Consider the following 20,157-nt stretch of genomic DNA (forward strand, 5'->3'; position numbering starts at 1 on the left):
TTCCCGGCTATCCCAAGACTCCCAATGCTCCTTAAAGAGGGCTTCGGGTAAAGGAACCGTTAATGATTTTCGGCCAGATATTAACCATTCCACCGATCCGCCCTGATACGGGAAGACCTGATTCATGAATTTTATCGCCAATCTTCGAGCCCTACCCGTTAGCCGGCAGATCATGCTGGCTGTCGCCGTGCTGGGGGTCGTCGGCATCATGAGCGTCATGGTGCAAGGGGCCATGAAACAGCCCATGGGGCTGCTGTATTCGGGGCTCGACGCGTCCGTCACAGGGGAGATTATCGACGAGCTCGATAAGCGCGGTACGAGATACGAGATCAAGGGCGATGCGATCCTTGTGCCTCAGAAAGATCGTGATTCGGTCCGGTTCGCGCTGGCCCGGGACGGGCTGCCGAAGCAGTCGGTCCAGGGGTATGAGCTTCTGGACAACGTAAACGGATTTTCCGTGACCTCGGAGATGTACAATGCTGCCTATTGGCGCGCGAAAGAGGGGGAGCTGACGCGCACAATTCTCGCTGTTCCGGGAATCAAGTCTGCACGGGTGCACATAGGCGCGAGCCTGCGATCAGGTTTCGCGCGGTCGGACCCGGCGCAAACCGCGTCCGTGACTCTGTCGTCGGCGCATGACCTGACGAACAGCCAGGCGCAGGGTATACAGTACCTGGTTGCACTGGCGGTGTCCGGACTAAGCCCGGACGAAGTCGCCGTTATCGACCTGAATAAAGGTATACTGGCTGGACCGGGTGCTGCATCCACGGAACAATCCGGGGTGGCAGCAGAAACTCAGGAATCGCAGCTGGAGCAGAAGGTCCTTCGCCTGCTGGAGGCGCGTGTCGGCCCGGGGAATGCACGGGTTTCTGTTTCGGTTGATGTGAGCCATGAGCGCCAGCGGACTTCTGCGGTGACCTATGATCCGGACTCCCGCGTTGTACGCTCACGGACGACAGGTGACGTTGCCGAAACCAGCGGCGGAACATCTGGTGCGCTGACCGTATCCAGCAATTTGCCTCAGGGGAGCGCCCCGGCTGGCAGTCAAAGCAACAGCACAGTCAAGAATTCGTCTGAGTCTGTCTCCTATGAGATCAACGAAACCCGTACGGAGACCGAGCGCTTGCCAGGGCAGGTGGAGCGGATGTCTGTCGCTGTTCTCGTCAATGAACAGGTGCTCGGGCTGGACCCGGCCGCCCCCGACGCCGCAACGATCAACGATGAGATGGTGGCGGATTTCCGTCAATTGGTGACGTCTGCGATCGGCCTTGAGCCGGGACGAGGGGATAATCTGACTGTGGAATTCATGCCGTTCCAGGCCGCCCCTGTGGAAGAGCTTGCCACTGCGCCTGGCATGATGGAGCAGCTGATGGAGCGGTACTTCTGGTCGGGAATACAGATTCTTGTGCTGGGACTTGTCGTCATTGTTCTGGCGCTCGGTGTGATCCGGCCCATGCTGAAACAGCCGAAGACGAACGCCTTGTCGCTTGATGACCAGGAGCCGGGCAGCCTCGACGCGATTGCCGCCGATCCGTTCGCGTCCCTGAAAGACTATGCGTCCGAGCGTCAGGATGATGCCGCCGCGATCCTTCAGGAATGGCTTGATGAAGACCGGAAGGTTGCTGTGAATGAGTAGCGCGCTTCTTTCCAATTTGCCGCGATTTGACCGGGATGATCAGACCCATCCCGCCGAGCAGCTGAAACGCATGCTGGGTCAGATGCAGGCGGCGGCTGCGCGGCCTACTGCCACCACGTCACAGCCGGAGACGCCGCCTGAAGAAGAGGAAGAAGCCTCTTCATCGGAAGATATCGGGCCGCGGCTCGCTGAAGTCGAAAGTCTGATTAATCAGCTTTCGTCCACGCTGGTCCGGATTGAAGGCGAAGCGCGCGATCATTCGGTGCAGGTGACCCAGGCACTTGCTGCACGCCTGTTTCCTGAATTGTCGCGACAGTTTCTGGCCGATGAAATCGCCCGGCACCTTCCTGACCTTGTCCCCGCGTCGGTGCCGACGCTGGAAATCCGTGCGCAGCAGGAAATGCTGGATAAGCTGGACCCCATTATTGCCCGTGAGTCGTCACTGGCCGGGCGTTGTAAACTGGTGCCTGCAGAAACTGCGGGCGAGCCTCGCGTTCTGGTCTCATGGAAGACCGGCGGCGTGACATTCGATTTCGAGGGCCTGCTGGCAGCGTGCCTCGCCCATCTGGACCCCTCCCACACAATGATTGAGGAGTAGACTCATGACCGCCCCTATGGAAGCCGAACCGAAACCTGCTGACGTCGAGCGCCGCGATCCGTCTACGGCGAACCAGCACCGGCGCACGATCTTCAGCGTTCCGGTTACTGTTACCGTTTCGATTGGACAGGCGCGCCTCAGCGTGTCCGAAATTCTCGATCTGCAGCCGGAGTCGATTGTTCCGCTGACGTCTCGCATCGAGGACCCGGTCGACCTGACGATCGATAACAAGATCATCGCAAAGGGCGAGCTTGTCGAAACCGAAGACGGTTCGCTTGGCGTGAAAATCACGGAGATACCGGAGCAATCCTACGATGATCTGGGCTAGGGCAGGAGGCGTTTTCCTCCGCTTCAGCATTCTGATTATGTTCGCCGCGGTGGGCTTTTCGCTCGCCGCGCATGCGCAAGGTGCGCCGCAGCTCGATCCGGTTCCCAGCCTGAATGATGTCCTGAACGGCAACGGGCAGGGTGGTCTCAGCCGCTCGGTGATCCAGCTGTTCCTGCTGGTTTCTGTGCTCAGCTTGGTGCCAGCCATTGCCATGATGGTGACGTGCCTGCCGTTCATGGTGATCGTATTCTCGTTCATGCGCCAGGCGGTCGGCGTTCAGCAGGCTCCGCCCAACATGATGATCATGGCATTGGCCATGTTTCTGACCTTCTTTGTCATGGAGCCTGTTTTCACAAATGCCTGGGACAACGGCATTTCCCCCTACATGGATGGCGTGCTGACGGAAGAACAGGCCTGGGTCATGACGACAGATCCGTTCCGGACGTTCATGACCAACCGCACCGAGCCGGAAACCCTTTATGTGCTGAGTGACGCTCTGAACCGGCCGCTCGTCGAAGGGGAAGCCCCGTCCTTTCCGTTGCTCGCGACCGGCTTCATGCTGTCGGAAGTCAAACATGCTTTCCAGATCGGCTTTGTTATCTTTCTGCCTTTCATGGTGATCGATCTTGTCGTCGCCTCAGTGCTGATGGCGGTCGGGATGATGATGGTGCCGCCCACTGTCGTCTCTCTTCCATTCAAGCTTGGCTTTTTTGTTCTGGCGGATGGCTGGCTTAAGATTACAGAAGCCATTTTGCGCGGTTATGCAGGATGAGTTCAGTCCGATCCGCCTCTAATGTCGAAAGCCTGCCAGCGCGCCGCGCGCAGAAGATGGGCGTGGCACCAGCACCGCAGCCGGTGCCGATCAGTTCTGCGCAACGCGCGGCAGTGATTATTGCCCTGTTGGGGGAAGGGGCGGCCAAGCCGATTGTCGACAAGCTCGACGATGCCGCGCTGGCCAAGGTCGCGGCCGCGCTTGAAAACCTCTCCATGCTGACGCGAGACGAGCTCATTGAGATCGTTATGGATTTCCTCAGCCGGTTGCGCAAAACAAATGGTGCACTGCGAGGTGGCCGGACGCGCGCGAAGGAAGTCTTGTCCGGAGTCGTGGACTCCGGGCGCCTCAGCCTGATTTTCAGCGATGACAGCCCGGAGACGGCGACCGATGAGGACGATGAGGAACTCAGCGTTTGGGAGCGTCTGGAACGCAGGGAGCCGAAGCAGATTGCAGCCTATCTGTCCCGCCTGTCTCCGAACCTGATTGCGCTAATCCTCCAGAAGCTGGACGTTTCCATTTCTTCCGAAGTGCTGGGTCACATGGAAGGCGACAAGCTGGGTCCGATGATCGGTCACATGGTTGAGCCGCGCAAGGCAGACCCCGGGGTCGACCAGGTGCTCGGCCGCATGGTCGAAATGGAGTTTCTCAACGCCGTCCAGGAAGAAGCTGAGGAGGGGGGAGAGAATCTCGCCTCCGTTGGAGAGCTGCTGAGCCTCATTTCCTCCGAAAAGCGTGACAGCCTGGTCGCCTTCCTGCGGTCCAAGCATGAGGACAAGCTGGAAGGGATCGAAAAGTCGATCTTCACGCTCGAAGGCTTGCCCGACCTCTTGCCGAAAAATGCCGTACCGGTTGTCTTCCGGGAAGTCGATCAGTCTTTCCTGCTGAAGCTTCTCGGCACGTTGCAAGGGAGTAACAGCGCGGTATCGGACTACCTGCTCGGCAACATCTCCTCGCGCATGGCAGATCAGTATCGCGACGACCTCAGCGGAATGCAGCCACTGGCGGCAGATGAAGCCGAGACAGTCCAGCGTGAGTTCCTGAATACTCTGATGGGCCTCAAGCGCCGTGGTCTGATTGTACTTGAGCGCAGTGCAGAAAAGGACGCCTGAGGCGTCCAGTCCGCAGCGCGTCAAACGAAATCCCTAACGGACAACCAGTTCCGCGTGGATAGCGCCAGCCGTTTTCATGGACCGGATGATGTCTGCCATTTCCTGAGGTGTGACGCCGAGGGCGTTCAGACCGGAGATCAGTTCCGACAGAGTCACATTTGGTTGCAGCATCGCGATATTTCCGCTGCCTGTCTGGCCGATCGAAATTTCAGACCTGGGAAGCACTTGCGTTTCACCTTTTGAGAATGGCCCAGGTTGGGATGCGACAGGTGACTCTGAAATCTTGATAGAAATATTGCCTTGCGCAATCGCGACGCGGGAGATGGTGACATCTTCGCCCATCACGATCGTACCGGACTTTTCATCAATAACGATCCGCGCGGGGGCATTGACGGGTACGGTCAGATTCTCGATCTCTGCCAGCAGGCGGGCAGGGGACACCTGCAGTGCTCCGAAGTTCAGTTCCACGGTTCCGGGATCACGCATGAAGGCGATAGGGCTGCCGACCCGGCCATTGATGACATCCTCGATCCGCGCTGCGGTGGTGAAATCCGGGCTCCGCAAGGCCAGTGTCAATTCACGACGCTGGTTGAAATCGTAAGCAAGTTCGCGCTCGACGCGGGCGCCATTTGGGACAGCGCCCGTCGTGGGCGTGCCGCGTGTTTCGCGCGCGCCCTGCGCCTGAACATCAATGCCGCTGACGATAATGGACCCCTGTGCGACCGCATAGACTTCATTGTCGGCGCCTTTGAGCGGGGTAAGAATGAGTGTGCCGCCTTCGAGGCTTTTCGCATCACCGATGGAGGCAACCGTCACGTCGACGCTCGACCCGGTCCTCGAGAAAGAAGGCAGCGTGGCCGTGACAAGAACGGCGGCGACGTTCTTCGGCTTGATCTCTTCTCCCTGAACATTCACGCCGAGGCGCTCAAGCATGTAGGAGAGGGAGTCTTCCGTGAAGGGGGAGTTTTTCACCGTATCGCCGGTGCCGTTCAGGCCGACAACGATGCCGTAGCCGACCAGGTCGTTCTGGCGAATGCCTTCCACATCCACAATATCGCGAATGCGCGTTTCGGCGCCTGCGGAGAAGGCCATGGTCGCAGCAGAAAACGCGGCAAGGAGCAGGGTGGTCCATTTCATGGCACTATCTCATAAAGTTCAGCAGGCTGAGATTGGCGAGCCTGGCGGTAAGTGTGTAGGAGGCTTCAAGACTGGTTTCGAGTCGTTTCAGCTCTGATGCCGCTTCGTATTGGTCTCTTGCCGTCATCTGATTGAATGAATGCGTGAGTACAGTTTCTTCAAGGTCCAGAGCGCTTTTCGATGACTCGATCTGGGCCTGAAGAATGCCGCGTTCTGCCCGGGCATTGGTCAGCGCGGCCTGGCCGTCCGCCAGAGTTTCTGTCGCCGCGATAAGGGTATCGCTGTTGCCATTGAGCAGGGGCAGGGTTTCATCAGAACCCGAAAGGGCAAGAACAGCGAGGCCCTGCAGCGTCTGGGTAATTGCCGGATCTGTTCCGGTCAGGCTGGCCGGATCGGATGCCGTCGCGGTTCCGGAATAGACATTGGCCTGCCACCCGCTACCGGGCGTGTCAAAATATGCATCCATTTGCGCCGCAAAGTCTGCGGCGTCGGTGGCAGAGGCCGCCATGGAGCGGACATCACCCAGAAAAATGTCCACGTCGCCGACGGGTTTGGTGTTCGTCGCGTCGCCAGAGAACAGATAACGTTCACCATGCCGGGTGTTGAGCACGGAGAATGTGGAGGCCAGTGCCGCCTTGGCGTCGCGCACCACAGATTCCCGTGCCGTAAAGTCCTCTGAGCCAAGTGCGGATTTCATTCGAACGCCGAGTTGTCCGATATTGTCGTCGATTGCCGTGAGAGACTGCTGAATGATTTCCAGCCTGGTCTCCTTGAGCGTGAGTTGGGTCCGCTCGTTTGCGACATCGTCGATCGCCTTCTGTCCGAGCATTGCCTGGCCGATACGGCCGGACAGATGTGCCGTCATGTCCTTGTATCGGCCTGTAACAGCTTCCTCCGAGGTTGTATCCATGCGGTCACGCAACCGTACGATGGTCTCGCTGAGGCCGGATGAGAGGTGGGTAATAGGCAGGGTCAGGCGCATGTCATCAGATCTCCATCAGCCGGTCGATCATATTGCTTGCAATTTCAATTACTCGGGCATTCGCGGCATAGGACTGCTCGATGATCAGCAGATCCTGCATTTGCTGGTCGACATTGACCCCGGTTTCGGAAACTTCGGCTTCGGCCATGATCGTGTATTGCGAAGAGGCGGAAGAGACGATCGCTTCATGGCTGATCCGTTTCTGTCCGGTTGTCGAGGCAAACTGAGCCAGCAGTTCGCTTGAAGAATAACTGCCTTGAAATCCGCCAGAATTCATTGGGCGGACGGTTGTGATGGCGTCCAGCATGTTCTGGAGCGTTGTCGCGTTCCCGGACGGGCCTTCGCTGACGGCGCCAATGCCGTCTCGCAACCGCCACATACTGCCACCCTGGTCGGGATCGATCGCTGGATTGAGTGCCAGCCGTCCAGCAAGCCCCGGGTCGCCCGAACCGTCTGAGTCGACAAACAGGCCTTGTGCACCCGGTGCTTTCGTCGGGTCGATGGAATCGTCGGACAGGCGGGCAATGAGGTCACCCGCTAGCGTATCGAGCTGGTCGCTGAAAGCAGGAAGGTCGGAATCGCGAAGCGTGAACAGAGCGCCGAACATGCCGCTTGAAACGGCGCCGTAAGAGGAGGCCCCAGGCGTGATCGGGATACCTGCGACCGTCAGGCCAGACAGCCCCCCGCCAGCGAGTGTCTGTGACGGGCCAAATACGGTAGAGGGCGTAAATTCAATCTGCTTGGCATTTGTTTGCAGAAGATAGACGCCTTCTTGCGTGACGATGTCGATGCCACCGCTCTGGCGCGGTACAGTTTGTATGGGCAGGTATTCTGAAACCTGGTCGAGCAGGCGGCCACGTTCGTCTATCAGAGCCGCTGCCTGACCGCTGGTGCGGTCGACCCTGGCGAGCTTTCCGTTGATGTCCTCAATGCCCTTCAAGGCCGCATTGACAGTGTCGACGCCGATCCCGATCTCATGGTCCGTTTCTGCACGAAGGTTTGTGGCAAAATCGGAGAGGGCGTTGAATTCATTGACAAGGGAACTGGCCGCTTGAAGCGTAGCGGCCATGTCCGAGCCGGACTCCGGTGATATTGCCAGATTGGACAGGGCACTCTCGAAATTGGAGAAGAGACCGAACAGGCCGGACCCGTCCGCTGTATTCCCGACACGGGCAGAAATCGTATTCCAGGTCGATGCGAAGAGATCGGCCTGTGAAAGATCGCTGCCGAGAGAACGACGTTCGGCTGACAAGGCTTCGTTGCCCGCCCGGGAGATGCCGACGGACTTGACCCCGGCGCTTGAGCCGCCCAGGACATTCTCGGCCACAACGAGCGAACGGCGGACATAGCCCGCCGTCGTCGAATTCGAGACGTTCGTGGCGACAACGTCGGCCTTCAGACTTGTGATCCGAAGGCCTGACTGTGCCGCTTGGATGGCGCTGGATATGGTCACTTACGTGCCGTCCCCTTCAAGCGTGGATCAGCGCTTCAGGTTGGTGGTTTCCTGCAGCATCTCATCAACGGTCTGAACAATCTTCGCGTTTGAAGAATAGGCCCGTTGTGTTTCGATGAGATCGGTCAGTTCAGCGGCAATATCGGTGGCTGATTCCATCAGCGAGTAGCCCGCAACGGTGCCAACCGGGCCGGTGCCCGCATTCCAGAGGTAAAGGCTTCCGGACGAAGAAGAGACCGAATAAGCCTGTCCATCGAGTGCAGTCAAACCATTCATGTTCGGCACGTCACCGACGGGAATCTGGTAGAGTGTCCGGCGAAGACCCGTGTCATAGATAGCTTGCAGGTAGCCGTTCTCGTCGATCTCGACGGAGGCCAGATCCCCTAGCGGAGCGCCGTCCTTGGTCACCGCAGTTGGAGAGTAGGGGCCAGCCAACTGGGTAATCCCTGCACTGTCATCCGGACGGCCGATGAAAACATCAATGGGTCCATGTTCGAGCGTCATTGATAACTTGCCGGTGGCCGCATCATAGCTAACCCCTCCGCTGGCCGTTGCCGATGCGATCCGGCCACCATTCGATGCTGTGTCGTCGAAGACAAGATTCAGATCACCAAGAGATGTAACAGGATCGCCGGCACTATCGAAGAATTGAACGTCCCATTCGTTTGACGATCCAGAAGCTGGAACGTTTGGAGTGAATTCCATCGTCATTGTTTGGGCACGGCCGAGATTGTCAAAATATTCAATTGGCAGGGAATAGGGCTCACCAGAACCGCCCGTGGTGGTTGCGTCCGCCGGCAGATTGATACCCAGTTCCATGCTTGTTGTCGGTGACGCCGTGAATTGTGACGTTGCAATGTTCACAGGCTCAAGGTTCAGGCCGCTGTTGCGGCTGACATTCCCGATGTCACCAGAAGAGTCGGCAGGCCAGCCAAGCAGAAACATACCGCTCTGGGTGCGGAGGTAACCATTCTGGTCGGGGTAGAAGGATCCAGTCGGCAGGAGCATGAGCGAACGCTCGGAAGGAACAGCGCCGATTCCGCCTTCATTCGTCACCGGCAAGAGGCCTCGTTCAGTAACCGCAATGTCAGTGGCATTCCCGGTCGAGGTGAGCGGCCCCGTTGCAGCAATGTCCTTGAAGGAGTCGACCCGCACACCGCCAGCCGCATACGCGGATGACCGCTGATGAAGCACCATGCTCGAGAAGTCGACCTGGCTGCGCTTGTAGCCCAGGGTCGATGAGTTGGCGATGTTGTCGGAGATTGTCGAGAGACGGGCGGAGTTGACACCCAACCCCATCACACCCGCGTTCAGGGACGAAGAAATGCTCATGTCGGTTGCTCCTGCAAAGTGACACAACCATGAGTAATTCTCGTTGGTTAATGACGAGATAACCCCGCTTAACCGTATAAATTTATTGGGTCAGAATGGTAATCGAAATCCGGCGGTTCTGGGGGGCCGCAGGGTCTTCGGGGATCAGGGGGTCGGAGGCGGCCTTTCCGGAAACTTCCCGGATGCGGTCAGCTGGCATGCCTGAACGGACCAGGAGCCGCCGCGCGGTGTTGGCACGATCTGCGGACAAGTTCCAGTTATCGTAAATGCCGGCATTCCTATAGGTGCGATTGTCTGTATGTCCGACAATCTTCACCTGGTTTTCAAAGCTGCCGAACGAGCCAGCAACTTGTCCCATGAGATCCGCCAGAAGCTCGGATGGATGGCTGGAGCCGACCGGGAAGAGTGGGGTTTTGGCCGAATCCGTGATCTCCACAACGATGCCTTCCGGCGACATCTTGATCAGCATGTGTTCTGAAATCTGATGACCGTCTTCAGTCAGGCCTTTTTTCAGGTCTTCAAGCTGTGCGGCAATGGCGCGTTCGTCTGTTTTGTCTTTCGTCCCGTGCGAGTCGATGGATTTCGACCGCGATGCGCCGGTTCCCATTTTCGCGTAGGTTTCTTCTGTAAAAATGGATGAGCCATTCAGGCCATCTGATCCGCCACCGGAAATGCGGCTGATCGGAATTGTCGGGTTGAAATAGTCGGCAATACCTTTGCGCTGTTCCTCTGTCGTGGCGTTGAGCAACCACATCAGAAGGAAGAACGCCATCATTGCGGTGACGAAGTCGGCATAAGCAACTTTCCAGGCACCACCATGGTGCCCGTCAGCTTTGACGACCTTCTTTCGCTTGATGATTGTCGTGTAGACGATTGGCTGTTGCTTGCTACTCATTAACCCTAACCATTTGAGGCAGTAGGGGCTTTCTACCAGACAGCCGTGAAGGAACGCTGCGGAGCCGATGGTTAACTTGCCCCGGGCTGTTAATGGTTTTTCAACCGGTCACCCACCATCACTGGTTAACGGGACGGTACGTTTTTTTAATAGGTGGCAAACTGTGTCTGCAGTTCTGCGGAAAAAGATCGACGCTGGGGCGGGCATTCCTCCCAGCATAATGCAACTGCAGCATTTCTGGCTGCAGTTGCAGGCCTGCACCCAGGATTGGGCGGCAGACACCTATGGTATACGACCGGAAGTTTCGCTCGCCAGCCGCCGGGTTGTGAACGGCCAAGAGGCCCAGCAGAAGCTGGAAGCGGAAAGCGGCTTCTACTATTCCGCGGCAACTTCACCAGGGCTGGCCGGGATTGCATTGGACGCGGCCGGATCCATCCGCAATGCGGCCGTCCGGATGAATCAGGATATTGAGAGTCTTGGCGATGCCTCGCCGCTCTTTCTGAAATTGCTCGCTGAGCAGGCCGGGCTGGAACTCTGTCATCAGGTCACAGCCGACCTGTTCGATGCGGAAGAGGGGGCGTCCTCGGCGCCAGATCCGAGCGGTGCCGCAGGTCGTTTCGAGACATCCAGTCGATACCTGTTGTTGGAATACCGGCTCCAGATGGATGATGAAGTGTCCAGCGTTTGGTTCGCGTATTTCTTTGAATTCATACAACAATACGTAATTTCAAGTCAGCGGGCCGCTTCTGACCGGAAGGGGCAAGGCAGGCACCAGAGCCAAAGATCGCTGAACAACAGCATCCTGGCATCCACAACGATGCTGGACGCTGTGCTGGACCGCCTGTCTCTGACAATTGGTGAATGCGCCAAGCTGGAAGTCGGCACCGTGTTGCCGCTCGCTGGCGCGGATGGGGGGCGGCTATCGCTGTCCGCAGATACGATCAATGGGTGTGTCGATATCGGTACCGGTGAATTGGGCGTCTGGAAACGTCAGAGGGCTTTGAAGCTGAAGACGCCGATTTCGAAAACCTTTGCGCAGGAAATCGTGGATTCATAGCAATCATCCGTACTGGGATTGCTTGAGGGGAGTTGAGCAGTGAATGCAATTATAGGGATGCTGGTGACGGTTGCCATGGTGTTTGGTGGCTACCTTCTGGCCGGCGGCAAGATGGAAATTATCACTCATGCTCTTCCTTTCGAGGGCATGATGATCGGGGGCGCAGCGCTGGGTGCTTTCCTGGCGGCCAACGATTTGACGACCATCAAGCACACGGTCGGCGACATTGCGTCGGTTTTCAAAGGGCCGAAATGGAAAAAACAGGACTATCAGGATCTCTTGTGCCTGATGCATGAGTTGTTGAACGTGCTCAAGCAGAACCCGGTAGATATTGAACCGCATATTGAAGCACCGAACGAGTCCGATATTTTTGCCAAATATCCGAAGATCCTGAAGGATCACTCTGCGGTCGAGATGATCTGCGATACCATCCGCTCGATGATCATGAACTTCGATAATGTTCATCAGGTGGAGGAGTTGCTGGAAGCACAGCTCGAAGGCCTGCAGGAAGACAGCCTGCACGGTGCTCATGCCCTTCAGAATATGGCAGACGCGCTACCGGCGCTGGGGATCGTTGCGGCTGTCCTTGGTGTGATCAAGACAATGGCCGCAATTGACAAGCCGCCGGAAATTCTGGGCGGAATGATCGGCGGCGCTCTGGTCGGGACCTTTCTTGGCGTGTTTCTCGCTTACGGAATCGTTGGTCCGTTTGCCAACAAGGTGAAGCACAATCGTACGGAAGAACATTTCTTCTACGCGACGATTGGCGGTCTCCTTGTCTCCAACCTGCACCACAACCCGGTCAACATTTCGGTTGAGGTGGCTCGCCGTCATGCCCCGGCACGGGTTCGTCCGACTTTCGACGATGTCGAGCAGGCAATTCGGGAGCTTAAAAAGGCAGCATGAAGCGGCTTTGCCTCCTCCTTCTGCTCAGCAGCTTACTCGCGCCAGCTTCGCTCGCGCTTGATGACACTGATGCTGTATCCGGACCGGAAGCGGGGCAGCCAACTCAGCTTGCGAACGAACTCGATCAGTTCGTTCGCGATGCCATTGACGAGGGCCTGCTGACCCCGACAGGGGAGGCGGAACCGGAAATGGACGACAGTGTGGCGCAGGATAGCCTGCCCACGGGTGTGCGTATGAGGCAGGCGGCGCCTTTCCCGGTGGAAGTAGACTGTGAAGGGCCTTATCCACTCGATTTTGATGCGTTTGAGCGGTTCGACCGCTATCAGCAAATCTACACGTTCCAGGAGAACGTGTCCGGGCTGCCCGGCGACGCGCCTGGGTTGGACGGTATACAGCTCGCAAAAGCCTATTTGGCGCTTGGGCTCTATTCTGAATCCGGTATGGTCTTGAAGTCGGCATCCGGACCGGTCGCAGCGGCATACCGCAAGGTTGCGAGCCTGATGGAAAACCGGTCGGCCGCAGATGTGGACTATTTCCGCAAACTGGCGGAGTGCCGCCCGGAGGCGGGCGTCTGGCTTGGAGCTGCGCTGCTGGCAAACGATCAGGACGCGGGCGTTCAGACATTCAGCGAAAACCTGAACGGCTTCCGGAAATTGCCGTTCCGGCTGCGTGCGGACCTTGCCGCAATAGTCGTACCGCAGCTCGACAAGCGCGGAGAACGTATTCTTCCGGTCAAACTCCTGGCTGATTTTACACCGGATCAGGTGAAGGAGGCGTCGCAGCTACAATTCGTCAAAGCCATCATCGACCTTGGAGAAAACCGCCCGGACGCGGACAAGTCTGTGCGGGCCTTCCTCAGTGAACCCCTGTTTCAGGAGCAGGCGCTTGCAGTGCTTATGCGACACAACAAGCCCCTGAGCGAATTGCATGAGGAAATCCTGCTGGGGGAACTGATGAAAAAGTTCGGTCAGACCGGCAATGATCGGGAGCTTGCAGCCAGCCTCCAATATGCATTGCAGGAACTGAGTGGCAGCTCGCACTATCAGCCAATCCTGGAACTTTCTGGGATGCCGGCGTTGCAGAACCCGGCAGCCCAAAAGGAGATCCGCCGCCAATTCATTGGCGGACTGGAACGCGACCTGGCCAGCGATAACCGGCTCCGCAACCTGGCGGCAATCAATGCGCTGGTCTCCGACCCCGGCATTCTTGAGGCGGCGCCTGAGCGTACACAGCTTTATCGGTCGGGCGCCTCTCTGGCGGTGCGCTTTGGTCTTGTTTCTCTGACCCGGGTATTGATGCGGCGGGATGAGGCGGACGATGAAGTCATTGCGGAATTGGCGGGTCTTGAGTTCAGAAGCGGTGACTTTGACGCCGTGACAAACTGGGCCCAGGCTTACCCTGATAACGCACCTCTCAATCTTCTGGCCGCAGAAAGTGCGATCCGGAAGGGAGATGCCGCCGGCCTGCATGTGTACGAACAGAGGCTGGATCTGAAACCGGAAACCGTTCTGGCTCTCATAGAGCTTGATGCGGCGTCCGGTCGTTGGCTGGTTTCGGATGCGATCTACGACGCGGCCGCGCGCCTGACTGATCCTGTGCAAAAGCAGCGTGCGGAGAGGGTGTTCGCCATGCGTGAGACCGCAAAGGATCTGGCGATGCCGGTACGGCCCAAGGTCGCAATGGCGAAGGTCGCATCTGTTCTCGGCAAATCAGATCTTTCTTCAGAACAAGTCACCGGAGGCGCGCACTAATGTCGAACGCCATTTACGCCATGCTCGGCCGTCAGCAGGGCCTGATGCAGGAAATGCAGGTTGTCGCGAACAATCTCGCAAACTCCAGCACGACCGGATACAAATCGGACCGCGCTCTTTTCGGCGAGTTCCTTGTCGCGACCGGATCTCAGTCGTCATCGCTCTCCATGGGCGGATTGGCCGGACATAGTTTTGCAATGTCGCAAGGGGCGCTGAAGGTTACCGGCGGGGAAATGGATTTCGCCATTCAGGGCGACGGTTTCTTTCTGGTCAATTCAGAGCAAGGGCAGCGCCTGACCCGTGCGGGGCATTTCCAGCTATCTACTGACGGACAACTGGTCGACATGAACGGCAGCGCGGTTTTGAGCGCCGCTGGAGCACCGATCAATATTCCGCAAAATGCAAGCGAGATCCGCGTTGCTGCGGACGGCACAGTGACGGTCAGCTCGGGGGATGGTCTGCCACCGCAAGAGGTTGGTCAGATCGGCGTGGTCACCGTTGATGAAGAAGCGACGCTGGTACGTGATTCAAACTCCTATTTTTCAGCGCCCGACGGTCACAGGCCTGCGGAAAACAATGAGATCGTTCAGGGCGCGTTGGAGCAGTCCAATGTCTCGCCGGTGCTGGAGGTTGCGCGCATGATCGAAGTGCAGCGCGCCTATGAAGCCGGCCAGGCCCTATTCGAGCGTGAAGATCAGCGCGTCAGCCAGATCATCAGTGCAATTCGTAACGGATAATAGAAGAAGCAGCAGGTAAGAGAAGGAGCAGGATGTGAAATCTCTACAAATCGCCGCGACAGGGATGGCCGCGCAACAGATGCGGGTCGATGTCATCTCGAACAATATCGCGAACATGAGCACTGCGGCCTACCGGCCCCGGTCTGCGGAATTTTCCGATCTCGTCTATCAGCAATACCTGACACCCGGCACATCGACGTCGCAGGTCGGGACGCTGGTTCCCGCGGGCATTCAGATTGGTACTGGTGTTCGACCATCAACGGTCTCGATGGAACTGACGCAGGGGGCATTGAATCCAACTGATGCGGAGCTGGACCTCGCTATCGATGGATCCGGCTATTTTGAAATTACGCTCCCATCCGGCGAGTCAGCTTACACGCGGGACGGCAAGTTCAATCGCGGGCAGGACGGCCAGATCGTCACAATGGATGGCTTCCCGCTGACGGACGGGATCATCATCCCGGATGACGCGCAGAAGATCTCAATCAGCCGGGATGGCGAAGTAGTCGCCTATTTTGAGGGCGTTACGGAAGGGCAGGCCATTGGAAATATTCAGCTGGTCCGCTTCGTGAACGAGAAGGGGTTGGAGGCAATGGGCGACAACCTGTTCCGTGAAACCCAGGCTTCAGGCACGCCAAATCAGCAAGTGCCGGGTACTGAAGGTGCAGGCTTTATCCGGCAGGGGTTTCTTGAAGGATCTGGCGTCGATGTGGTGAAGGAGATCTCGGAGCTGATCGAAGCCCAGCGTGGATACGAGTTGAATTCGAAGGTGATCACGGCCTCCGATGAAATGCTCGCCGCAACGACGAGGGTGAAATAATCACGATGTCTGTTCTCGCACTCAGTCTTGGAATGATGACGCTATTCGCAGGGTCGTCTTCCCTCGTGGCGGCGGAAGTGATCCGCGCCGGCGATCCTGTCACCACTTATAACGCAACCACCGAAGAGGGAGAGAATGCCTCTGGCGATCCTCTGGTCGGCCGCGAAGTGCTGCGGACAGTCTATGCCGGAAAGCCGATCACGTTTGAGAACACGCGGGCCCCTGTGCTGGTGCGGCGCAATCAGGTTGTCTCTGTGAAATACATCAAGGGCGGTTTGGAGATTACCGCCTCCGGCCGGGCCCTTGGAGATGCAGGGGTCAATGACCCTGTGACGGTGTTGAATCAACAATCAAAACAGATGGTGCAGGGCATCGTTCAGGAAAGCGGATGGGTGCTGGCACAATGAAACATTTTATCTCGACGGTACTCCTCGCCACTGCCGCAACCGCTTGCGCAGGCTCTCCCCTGTCCGATCCGAAGCCGGAACCGGTTCCGCTCTATGCCGGACCCTGGGCAGGGGCGGGGGTCGATATGGACGCCGTTACAGAACCCAACCCGTCTCTTTGGGCAACGTCTGCAAACGCGCTGCTCAGCATGCGCCGTGCCAAGGCTGTGGGAGACCTGTTGACGGTCGTTGTGGAAATGGATGATCAGGCCAGCCTTAAAAGCTCGCTGTCCCGGAGCCGCGGATCCAGCGAGGACATGAGTATCGATGCGCTGCTTGGCTTGCCGGACATACTGAACAACGCCCTGCCGGGATCGGCAAGCGTGTCTCCGGCAATCGATTTTCAGCGTAACTCAAACATGGCGGGCAACGGCGCCGTCAACAGGGCCGAGAAAGTGACGTTCACACTTGCAGCGCGTGTCGTTGGTGTCGAACCGAACGGGAACTTAATCATTCAGGGGTATCAGCAGACACGGGTCAGCAACGAGACCCGCTATCTGAGCGTCTCAGGCGTTATCCGCGCCCAGGACATTACCCGGACCAACACTGTAACGTATGACAAGATCGCCGATGCCCAGCTATCCTATGTCAATCAGGGTGACACAACCGGTCCCAACGGGCGCAAGGCCGTACCGAAATTTCTGGACAAGGTGCTGCCATTCTAGGGGTGGGAGACCGAGATGAAGCATGTCATCTCTGCAGTGGTTGCTGTCGTTTGCATTCTCATCGGCGGCATCACAGGGCATTTTGTGAAAACGGGACTATCAGCAGCGGCCAGTACGGCTGCGCATGAAGACTCGAAAAAAGAGGCTGATGGTCATGGCGCAGCAGACAGCCATGGCAGCGAGAAGAAAAAGGATTCCCACGGGGCAAAAAAGGAATCCGCTGGTCACGGTGGTGGCGGCCATGGTGGAGGTGACGCGTCGGGGGATGTCGTCTATTTCAAATTCACCCGCGAATTCATTGTGCCCATCATGCATGACCGCAAGGTCGCGAGCCTCGTGATCCTGAACATCAATTTGGAAGCGGACTCCAGCGTTTCGCAGAAACTGTTCTCAATGGAGCCCAAGATCCGGGACAACATCATGACCACGCTGATCGAGCTCAGCAATGATGGCCGGACATTCGAGAGCCTGACGGATGTGGAAAGTTACGAAACCATCCGTGCCATGGTTTTGCTGAACCTGCAGAAGGCTGTGCCATCCGGTATTCAGAATGTCCTGATTGTGGATATTGCCCAACAGGACCTTTGATCCTGTTTCAGGGCAGAAGCTTCAGACCGCTCCTACCGGTTGTATTTCTCGACGTTCGCCATTTCGGTCGTGAGGTTTAGCGACGTTTCCAGCAGCATTGTGCCTGTTTCATCTGCGGTCACGCCTGTCACCGTGCCGATCAGGCGAGGGGACGTCGTGCGTTGCAACTCGCCGTCCTTATACATCTGCAATTCCAACTGATAGACGCCGTCTTCGGCGAGTTCGGTTCCGCCGGACGTTTCGCCATTCCAGGTGTATCGGCCGGTTTCCGGATCGAGCGTCTTCGACCAGACTTCATTGCCATTTGCATCGCGGACTTTCAGGATGGTTTCGTCCGTTGACTCCGGGATATCGACGACAAAGTCCACGCCCTCGCCGGAATAGGGTGCCCAGGACGTGTCGACGGCGACGGTTTCCCCCAGCCATTGGCCGGCGAGGATGCTGGAATGCAGTCCACCAATCATTCCGGCGATACTTTCCAGGTGAGAGTTAGAGGCCACTTGTTGTTCCAGCGTCGAGAAGGTCGCCAACTGGTCAACGAATTGGGTCGAATCCATCGGCGACATAGGATCCTGGTTCCTGATCTGTGCGGTCAGCAACTTGATGAATGAATTGAATTCACTGCCGATGGTTTGGGTTGTGGCGCCGGATACGTCGGACATGTGGGAATTCCTTACAGTCTGATATCAAGTCCACCGCTCGCCGAGCGGGCGGGGCGGATGGAGTCTGCGGTGAGGGTTGCCGAGGTGAGAAGCGTTGGGTCCGTAGCGGGACCAATATTCTCGAACAGTCGACCAGATGCGGGTGTGTGAGACTGTTGGTGACCGGATTGTTGCTGCTGGAACGTCATGTTCTGGCTGGATAGCCCACTCCGTTCCAGGGCCTGTGTGAGTTCGAAATGCATGAGGCGAAGTTGCCTCATGGCTTCCGGCGATTCACCGGTCACCGTGACGTGTTGAATGCCGTGGGCATCGAATTTGAAATCGATCGACACACGCCCAAGTTCCGGAGGGTCGAGTTGCACGGTGATGCGGTCAGGCGTGTCATCCGGAGATCCAACTGCGTCTGTAATGATCTTCACAGTTTCGGCTGGGCTGGCCGTCACCACCGCATTCGTCGGCGTCATTTGCACCGGTGACTGAACGGGTTGTGAAGCAGGTTGGGGCGCAGGCGAGGTACCCAGCGCAGACGCGGCGAGCTGGGGACTGCCGTCAGGGGCAGGGGAGGTCTGATCGATCGCGCCAGTCTTTCCGGTATCTGAACTGACTTCCGGTGAACCATCTGAAAGTTCAGCCAGGAATGTCCCGTCCTCTTCCGGGGACTTCGCGCCGTCATCAGGGACGACATCTTTGTTGCTTTCAGTCGTGCCGGCTGAGTGCGTGATTGCGGTATCTGGTACATCCGGTTTCGCGGCGGCTGAGCCAGGGACCTCAATGGTAGATTTCACGAGCGCGTCTTTATCGGATGTGCGGGAAGTGCCCTGTTTGACCTCATCCTGTCCTGCCGCCTGAACGGTCATCGCTTGAACTTCAGGTGCAGGAGGCGTGTCCTCCGGCCGGGTGTCGACATGGACTTCAGGATTGCCGGTGGACGCGGATTCGATCGTCATGCTCTTTGATGTTTCAGGGTCCGTGGGCAGTTTCGTAGCGTCTTCGGATGCCGCAAGCGCGCCAGCAAGTGACGGCGCAGCGTCATCTTCATCCTGTTCTGAAAAGTCTGCGGTGTCGGGATTGTTGTCGCGCTTCTGCACTATACGCGTATCTGTGCCGTTCAGCGCCGTTTCGTCAGTCGTTATCTCATCGGAAGACTCAAGCTCGCTGGTTTCGAGAATCACTTCACTTTCGGCCGTGGCATCGTTCCGACGATCCTGCGGAGGCAAAGTTTGCGGACGGGTTTGTTCTGTGTCGGTTGTTTTGCCTTGTGGTGCGGACTCAGCCTTCGCGCCACTGTCTGTACCGCGTTCTTGCTGCAGCGACCGCGCGAACGCGTCGCCGGACCCGCCCGTTGGGGATTTCGACTCCGCGCGGTCGGGCTTTGCGTTTGTCTGCTTAAGCGCCAGGCCCGGTTCAATCAGAAATGTCATGATCGGTTACGATTCCCCGTCCCAATGTTAACCAAGTTACAACCAAAGGACATGAAAACAGCGTTAACGAACATGCCGTTGCGATAAATATTTGTGCGGCAATCCGGACTCGGAGGATTAGATGTCCCAGCCTGTTTCTTTCCAGGCATATGTTGCTCAGGCGCCTGACGCGTCAGAGCGCAACCCATTGGGGCAGGGGGCATCTGAGGCGTCCGATCTCGGCAAACGTTTCGAACAGATGCTGTGGACCGAGATGCTCTCTTATGCGGGGCTCGACAAAGCTTTCTCTCAGGACGGCGGCCAGGCGGCTGAAACTTTCTCGCGCTACGTAATCGAATCGATCGCTGCCGACCTTGCCGAGACCCATCCCATGGGGCTGGGGGAGGCGGTGGACCGCACGGTGGCGGCGGGTCAATCATCACAACAGGATGACGTGGTATGAACCAGGTTTCCATTCAGAACGAAATCGACGGTTTGAAAGAAACGCTGACCCTGGAGCAGCAATATCTTCTCGCGGGCCGTGCCCGGGAAACCCTCTCACTGGCTGAGACCAAGCTTTCTGCGATGGATGCGCTCGAGACGGCCTTCGGATCGCTCGACCCGAGTGTCGTGCCGGGGGCCTATCAGAGTGATATGATGGACATTGTTTCGATGGCAAAGGAGAACGCCGTTCACTTCGAAGCCATACAGAACGGTCTGCGGCGCGCCATTCAACGACTCGAGTCGCAGCACGCGAACGCCTATGTCGGATCTTATACGCAAACAGGTGGCAAGGTCGCGTTTACCGAAGTCACAGGGCAATTCCTGAAAAAAGCCTGACTGGTTAACTGCTTGTACACTACCAGATTGTATTCGTTTC

The 20,157-nt window shown here is 57.5% G+C and carries 22 protein-coding genes; 15 read left to right on the forward strand and 7 right to left on the reverse strand.

The features are described from left to right. The first annotated feature begins 124 nt into the window (after positions 1-124). The 5 genes from fliF (at position 125) to HAD_RS06320 (ending at position 4,446) form a co-directional block, all read left to right on the forward strand. On the forward strand, positions 125-1,636 hold the full coding sequence (gene fliF / locus HAD_RS06300) for a flagellar basal-body MS-ring/collar protein FliF (RefSeq protein ID WP_035570025.1): 1,512 nt from the start codon (positions 125-127) through the stop codon (positions 1,634-1,636). Next, positions 1,629-2,234: a hypothetical protein gene (locus HAD_RS06305; protein WP_035570026.1), complete on the forward strand. Its 606-nt coding sequence runs from the start codon at positions 1,629-1,631 to the stop codon at positions 2,232-2,234. Before fliF ends, HAD_RS06305 begins: the two co-directional genes overlap by 8 nt. 4 nt (positions 2,235-2,238) lie before the next feature. After that, positions 2,239-2,562 (forward strand): FliM/FliN family flagellar motor switch protein, encoded by a 324-nt coding sequence (locus HAD_RS06310; RefSeq protein ID WP_051595973.1) that lies wholly within the window; start codon positions 2,239-2,241, stop codon positions 2,560-2,562. A gap of 37 nt (positions 2,563-2,599) precedes the next feature. Continuing rightward, complete coding sequence (locus HAD_RS06315) at positions 2,600-3,334, forward strand: flagellar type III secretion system pore protein FliP (protein WP_035570027.1); 735 nt, start codon at positions 2,600-2,602, stop codon at positions 3,332-3,334. A 62-nt stretch (positions 3,335-3,396) separates the two neighbouring features. Further along, positions 3,397-4,446, forward strand: coding sequence for a FliG C-terminal domain-containing protein (locus tag HAD_RS06320; RefSeq protein WP_162177477.1), 1,050 nt, complete (start codon positions 3,397-3,399; stop codon positions 4,444-4,446). A 33-nt stretch (positions 4,447-4,479) separates the two neighbouring features. Here HAD_RS06320 and HAD_RS06325 read toward each other — a convergent pair whose 3' ends face one another. The 5 genes from HAD_RS06325 to HAD_RS06345 all read right to left on the reverse strand — a co-directional run bounded on the left by HAD_RS06325 (position 4,480) and on the right by HAD_RS06345 (position 10,245). Continuing rightward, a complete protein-coding gene (locus HAD_RS06325) occupies positions 4,480-5,538 on the reverse strand; it encodes a flagellar basal body P-ring protein FlgI (protein ID WP_051596224.1) in 1,059 nt (352 codons plus the stop codon). 49 nt (positions 5,539-5,587) lie between these two features. Then, the gene (locus HAD_RS06330; protein ID WP_035570030.1) at positions 5,588-6,565 is read right to left on the reverse strand and encodes a flagellin; all 978 of its coding nucleotides are present in this window, start codon (positions 6,563-6,565) and stop codon (positions 5,588-5,590) included. Between the two features lie 4 nt (positions 6,566-6,569). Then, a complete protein-coding gene (flgK, locus tag HAD_RS06335) occupies positions 6,570-8,018 on the reverse strand; it encodes a flagellar hook-associated protein FlgK (RefSeq protein ID WP_035570031.1) in 1,449 nt (482 codons plus the stop codon). A gap of 27 nt (positions 8,019-8,045) precedes the next feature. Next, a complete protein-coding gene (locus HAD_RS06340; RefSeq protein WP_035570032.1) occupies positions 8,046-9,350 on the reverse strand; it encodes a flagellar hook protein FlgE in 1,305 nt (434 codons plus the stop codon). 82 nt (positions 9,351-9,432) lie between these two features. Beyond that, entirely contained in the window at positions 9,433-10,245 is an 813-nt protein-coding gene (locus HAD_RS06345) for a flagellar motor protein MotB (RefSeq protein ID WP_051595974.1), read from the reverse strand. Positions 10,246-10,312: 67 nt separating this feature from the next. Here HAD_RS06345 and HAD_RS06350 point away from each other — a divergent pair, with 67 nt between their 5' ends. From HAD_RS06350 to HAD_RS06385, 8 genes are all read left to right on the forward strand, one after another. Next, positions 10,313-11,302, forward strand: a complete 990-nt coding sequence (locus HAD_RS06350) for a FliM/FliN family flagellar motor C-terminal domain-containing protein (protein WP_084331799.1) — start codon at positions 10,313-10,315, stop codon at positions 11,300-11,302. 39 nt (positions 11,303-11,341) lie between these two features. Then, positions 11,342-12,208 (forward strand): flagellar motor stator protein MotA, encoded by an 867-nt coding sequence (gene motA, locus HAD_RS06355; protein ID WP_156942184.1) that lies wholly within the window; start codon positions 11,342-11,344, stop codon positions 12,206-12,208. A 188-nt stretch (positions 12,209-12,396) separates the two neighbouring features. Next, positions 12,397-13,959, forward strand: a complete 1,563-nt coding sequence (locus HAD_RS06360) for a hypothetical protein (RefSeq protein ID WP_156942185.1) — start codon at positions 12,397-12,399, stop codon at positions 13,957-13,959. After that, positions 13,959-14,696, forward strand: a complete 738-nt coding sequence (locus HAD_RS06365; RefSeq protein ID WP_035570039.1) for a flagellar hook-basal body complex protein — start codon at positions 13,959-13,961, stop codon at positions 14,694-14,696. The genes HAD_RS06360 and HAD_RS06365 overlap by 1 nt, the downstream gene beginning before the upstream one ends. Positions 14,697-14,730: 34 nt before the next feature. Continuing rightward, positions 14,731-15,516 (forward strand): flagellar basal-body rod protein FlgG, encoded by a 786-nt coding sequence (gene flgG, locus HAD_RS06370; RefSeq protein ID WP_035570041.1) that lies wholly within the window; start codon positions 14,731-14,733, stop codon positions 15,514-15,516. Between the two features lie 5 nt (positions 15,517-15,521). Then, positions 15,522-15,923 (forward strand): flagellar basal body P-ring formation chaperone FlgA, encoded by a 402-nt coding sequence (flgA, locus tag HAD_RS06375; RefSeq protein ID WP_035570042.1) that lies wholly within the window; start codon positions 15,522-15,524, stop codon positions 15,921-15,923. Then, on the forward strand, positions 15,920-16,627 hold the full coding sequence (locus HAD_RS06380) for a flagellar basal body L-ring protein FlgH (protein WP_035570043.1): 708 nt from the start codon (positions 15,920-15,922) through the stop codon (positions 16,625-16,627). Before flgA ends, HAD_RS06380 begins: the two co-directional genes overlap by 4 nt. A 15-nt stretch (positions 16,628-16,642) precedes the next feature. Next, complete coding sequence (locus HAD_RS06385) at positions 16,643-17,215, forward strand: flagellar basal body-associated FliL family protein (RefSeq protein ID WP_035570045.1); 573 nt, start codon at positions 16,643-16,645, stop codon at positions 17,213-17,215. A 32-nt stretch (positions 17,216-17,247) separates the two neighbouring features. Here the strand turns inward: HAD_RS06385 and HAD_RS06390 are convergent, their stop codons facing one another. Both HAD_RS06390 and HAD_RS06395 read right to left on the reverse strand, forming a co-directional pair. Then, entirely contained in the window at positions 17,248-17,877 is a 630-nt protein-coding gene (locus tag HAD_RS06390; protein ID WP_035570047.1) for a flagellar hook assembly protein FlgD, read from the reverse strand. Between the two features lie 11 nt (positions 17,878-17,888). Continuing rightward, positions 17,889-19,298, reverse strand: coding sequence for a flagellar hook-length control protein FliK (locus HAD_RS06395; protein WP_035570048.1), 1,410 nt, complete (start codon positions 19,296-19,298; stop codon positions 17,889-17,891). Between the two features lie 121 nt (positions 19,299-19,419). Between HAD_RS06395 and HAD_RS06400 the strand changes: the two genes are divergently transcribed. Together HAD_RS06400 and HAD_RS06405 are read left to right on the forward strand one after the other, a co-directional pair. Continuing rightward, the gene (locus HAD_RS06400; RefSeq protein ID WP_035570049.1) at positions 19,420-19,740 is read left to right on the forward strand and encodes a hypothetical protein; all 321 of its coding nucleotides are present in this window, start codon (positions 19,420-19,422) and stop codon (positions 19,738-19,740) included. Further along, entirely contained in the window at positions 19,737-20,117 is a 381-nt protein-coding gene (locus tag HAD_RS06405; RefSeq protein WP_035570050.1) for a hypothetical protein, read from the forward strand. The genes HAD_RS06400 and HAD_RS06405 overlap by 4 nt, the downstream gene beginning before the upstream one ends. Positions 20,118-20,157 lie beyond the last annotated feature (40 nt).

Source organism: Hyphomonas adhaerens MHS-3 (genome assembly GCF_000685235.1).
Classification (GTDB): Bacteria; Pseudomonadota; Alphaproteobacteria; order Caulobacterales; family Hyphomonadaceae; genus Hyphomonas; species Hyphomonas adhaerens.

What these genes read in the sequence shown, in the direction of transcription:
- HAD_RS06405 (WP_035570050.1), top strand. Translation starts at nt 19,737, where the DNA reads ATGAACCAGGTTTCCATTCAGAACGAAATCGACGGTTTGAAAGAAACG.
- HAD_RS06305 (WP_035570026.1), top strand. Translation starts at nt 1,629, where the DNA reads ATGAGTAGCGCGCTTCTTTCCAATTTGCCGCGATTTGACCGGGATGAT.
- flgA (WP_035570042.1), top strand. Translation starts at nt 15,522, where the DNA reads ATGTCTGTTCTCGCACTCAGTCTTGGAATGATGACGCTATTCGCAGGG.
- HAD_RS06380 (WP_035570043.1), top strand. Translation starts at nt 15,920, where the DNA reads ATGAAACATTTTATCTCGACGGTACTCCTCGCCACTGCCGCAACCGCT.
- HAD_RS06315 (WP_035570027.1), top strand. Translation starts at nt 2,600, where the DNA reads ATGTTCGCCGCGGTGGGCTTTTCGCTCGCCGCGCATGCGCAAGGTGCG.
- HAD_RS06325 (WP_051596224.1), bottom strand. Translation starts at nt 5,538, where the DNA reads ATGGCCTTCTCCGCAGGCGCCGAAACGCGCATTCGCGATATTGTGGAT.
- HAD_RS06365 (WP_035570039.1), top strand. Translation starts at nt 13,959, where the DNA reads ATGTCGAACGCCATTTACGCCATGCTCGGCCGTCAGCAGGGCCTGATG.
- HAD_RS06350 (WP_084331799.1), top strand. Translation starts at nt 10,313, where the DNA reads ATGGTTAACTTGCCCCGGGCTGTTAATGGTTTTTCAACCGGTCACCCA.
- HAD_RS06310 (WP_051595973.1), top strand. Translation starts at nt 2,239, where the DNA reads ATGACCGCCCCTATGGAAGCCGAACCGAAACCTGCTGACGTCGAGCGC.
- HAD_RS06400 (WP_035570049.1), top strand. Translation starts at nt 19,420, where the DNA reads ATGTCCCAGCCTGTTTCTTTCCAGGCATATGTTGCTCAGGCGCCTGAC.
- HAD_RS06330 (WP_035570030.1), bottom strand. Translation starts at nt 6,565, where the DNA reads ATGCGCCTGACCCTGCCTATTACCCACCTCTCATCCGGCCTCAGCGAG.
- HAD_RS06345 (WP_051595974.1), bottom strand. Translation starts at nt 10,245, where the DNA reads ATGAGTAGCAAGCAACAGCCAATCGTCTACACGACAATCATCAAGCGA.
- HAD_RS06390 (WP_035570047.1), bottom strand. Translation starts at nt 17,877, where the DNA reads ATGTCCGACGTATCCGGCGCCACAACCCAAACCATCGGCAGTGAATTC.
- HAD_RS06340 (WP_035570032.1), bottom strand. Translation starts at nt 9,350, where the DNA reads ATGAGCATTTCTTCGTCCCTGAACGCGGGTGTGATGGGGTTGGGTGTC.
- HAD_RS06395 (WP_035570048.1), bottom strand. Translation starts at nt 19,298, where the DNA reads ATGACATTTCTGATTGAACCGGGCCTGGCGCTTAAGCAGACAAACGCA.
- fliF (WP_035570025.1), top strand. Translation starts at nt 125, where the DNA reads ATGAATTTTATCGCCAATCTTCGAGCCCTACCCGTTAGCCGGCAGATC.
- HAD_RS06360 (WP_156942185.1), top strand. Translation starts at nt 12,397, where the DNA reads ATGGACGACAGTGTGGCGCAGGATAGCCTGCCCACGGGTGTGCGTATG.
- HAD_RS06385 (WP_035570045.1), top strand. Translation starts at nt 16,643, where the DNA reads ATGAAGCATGTCATCTCTGCAGTGGTTGCTGTCGTTTGCATTCTCATC.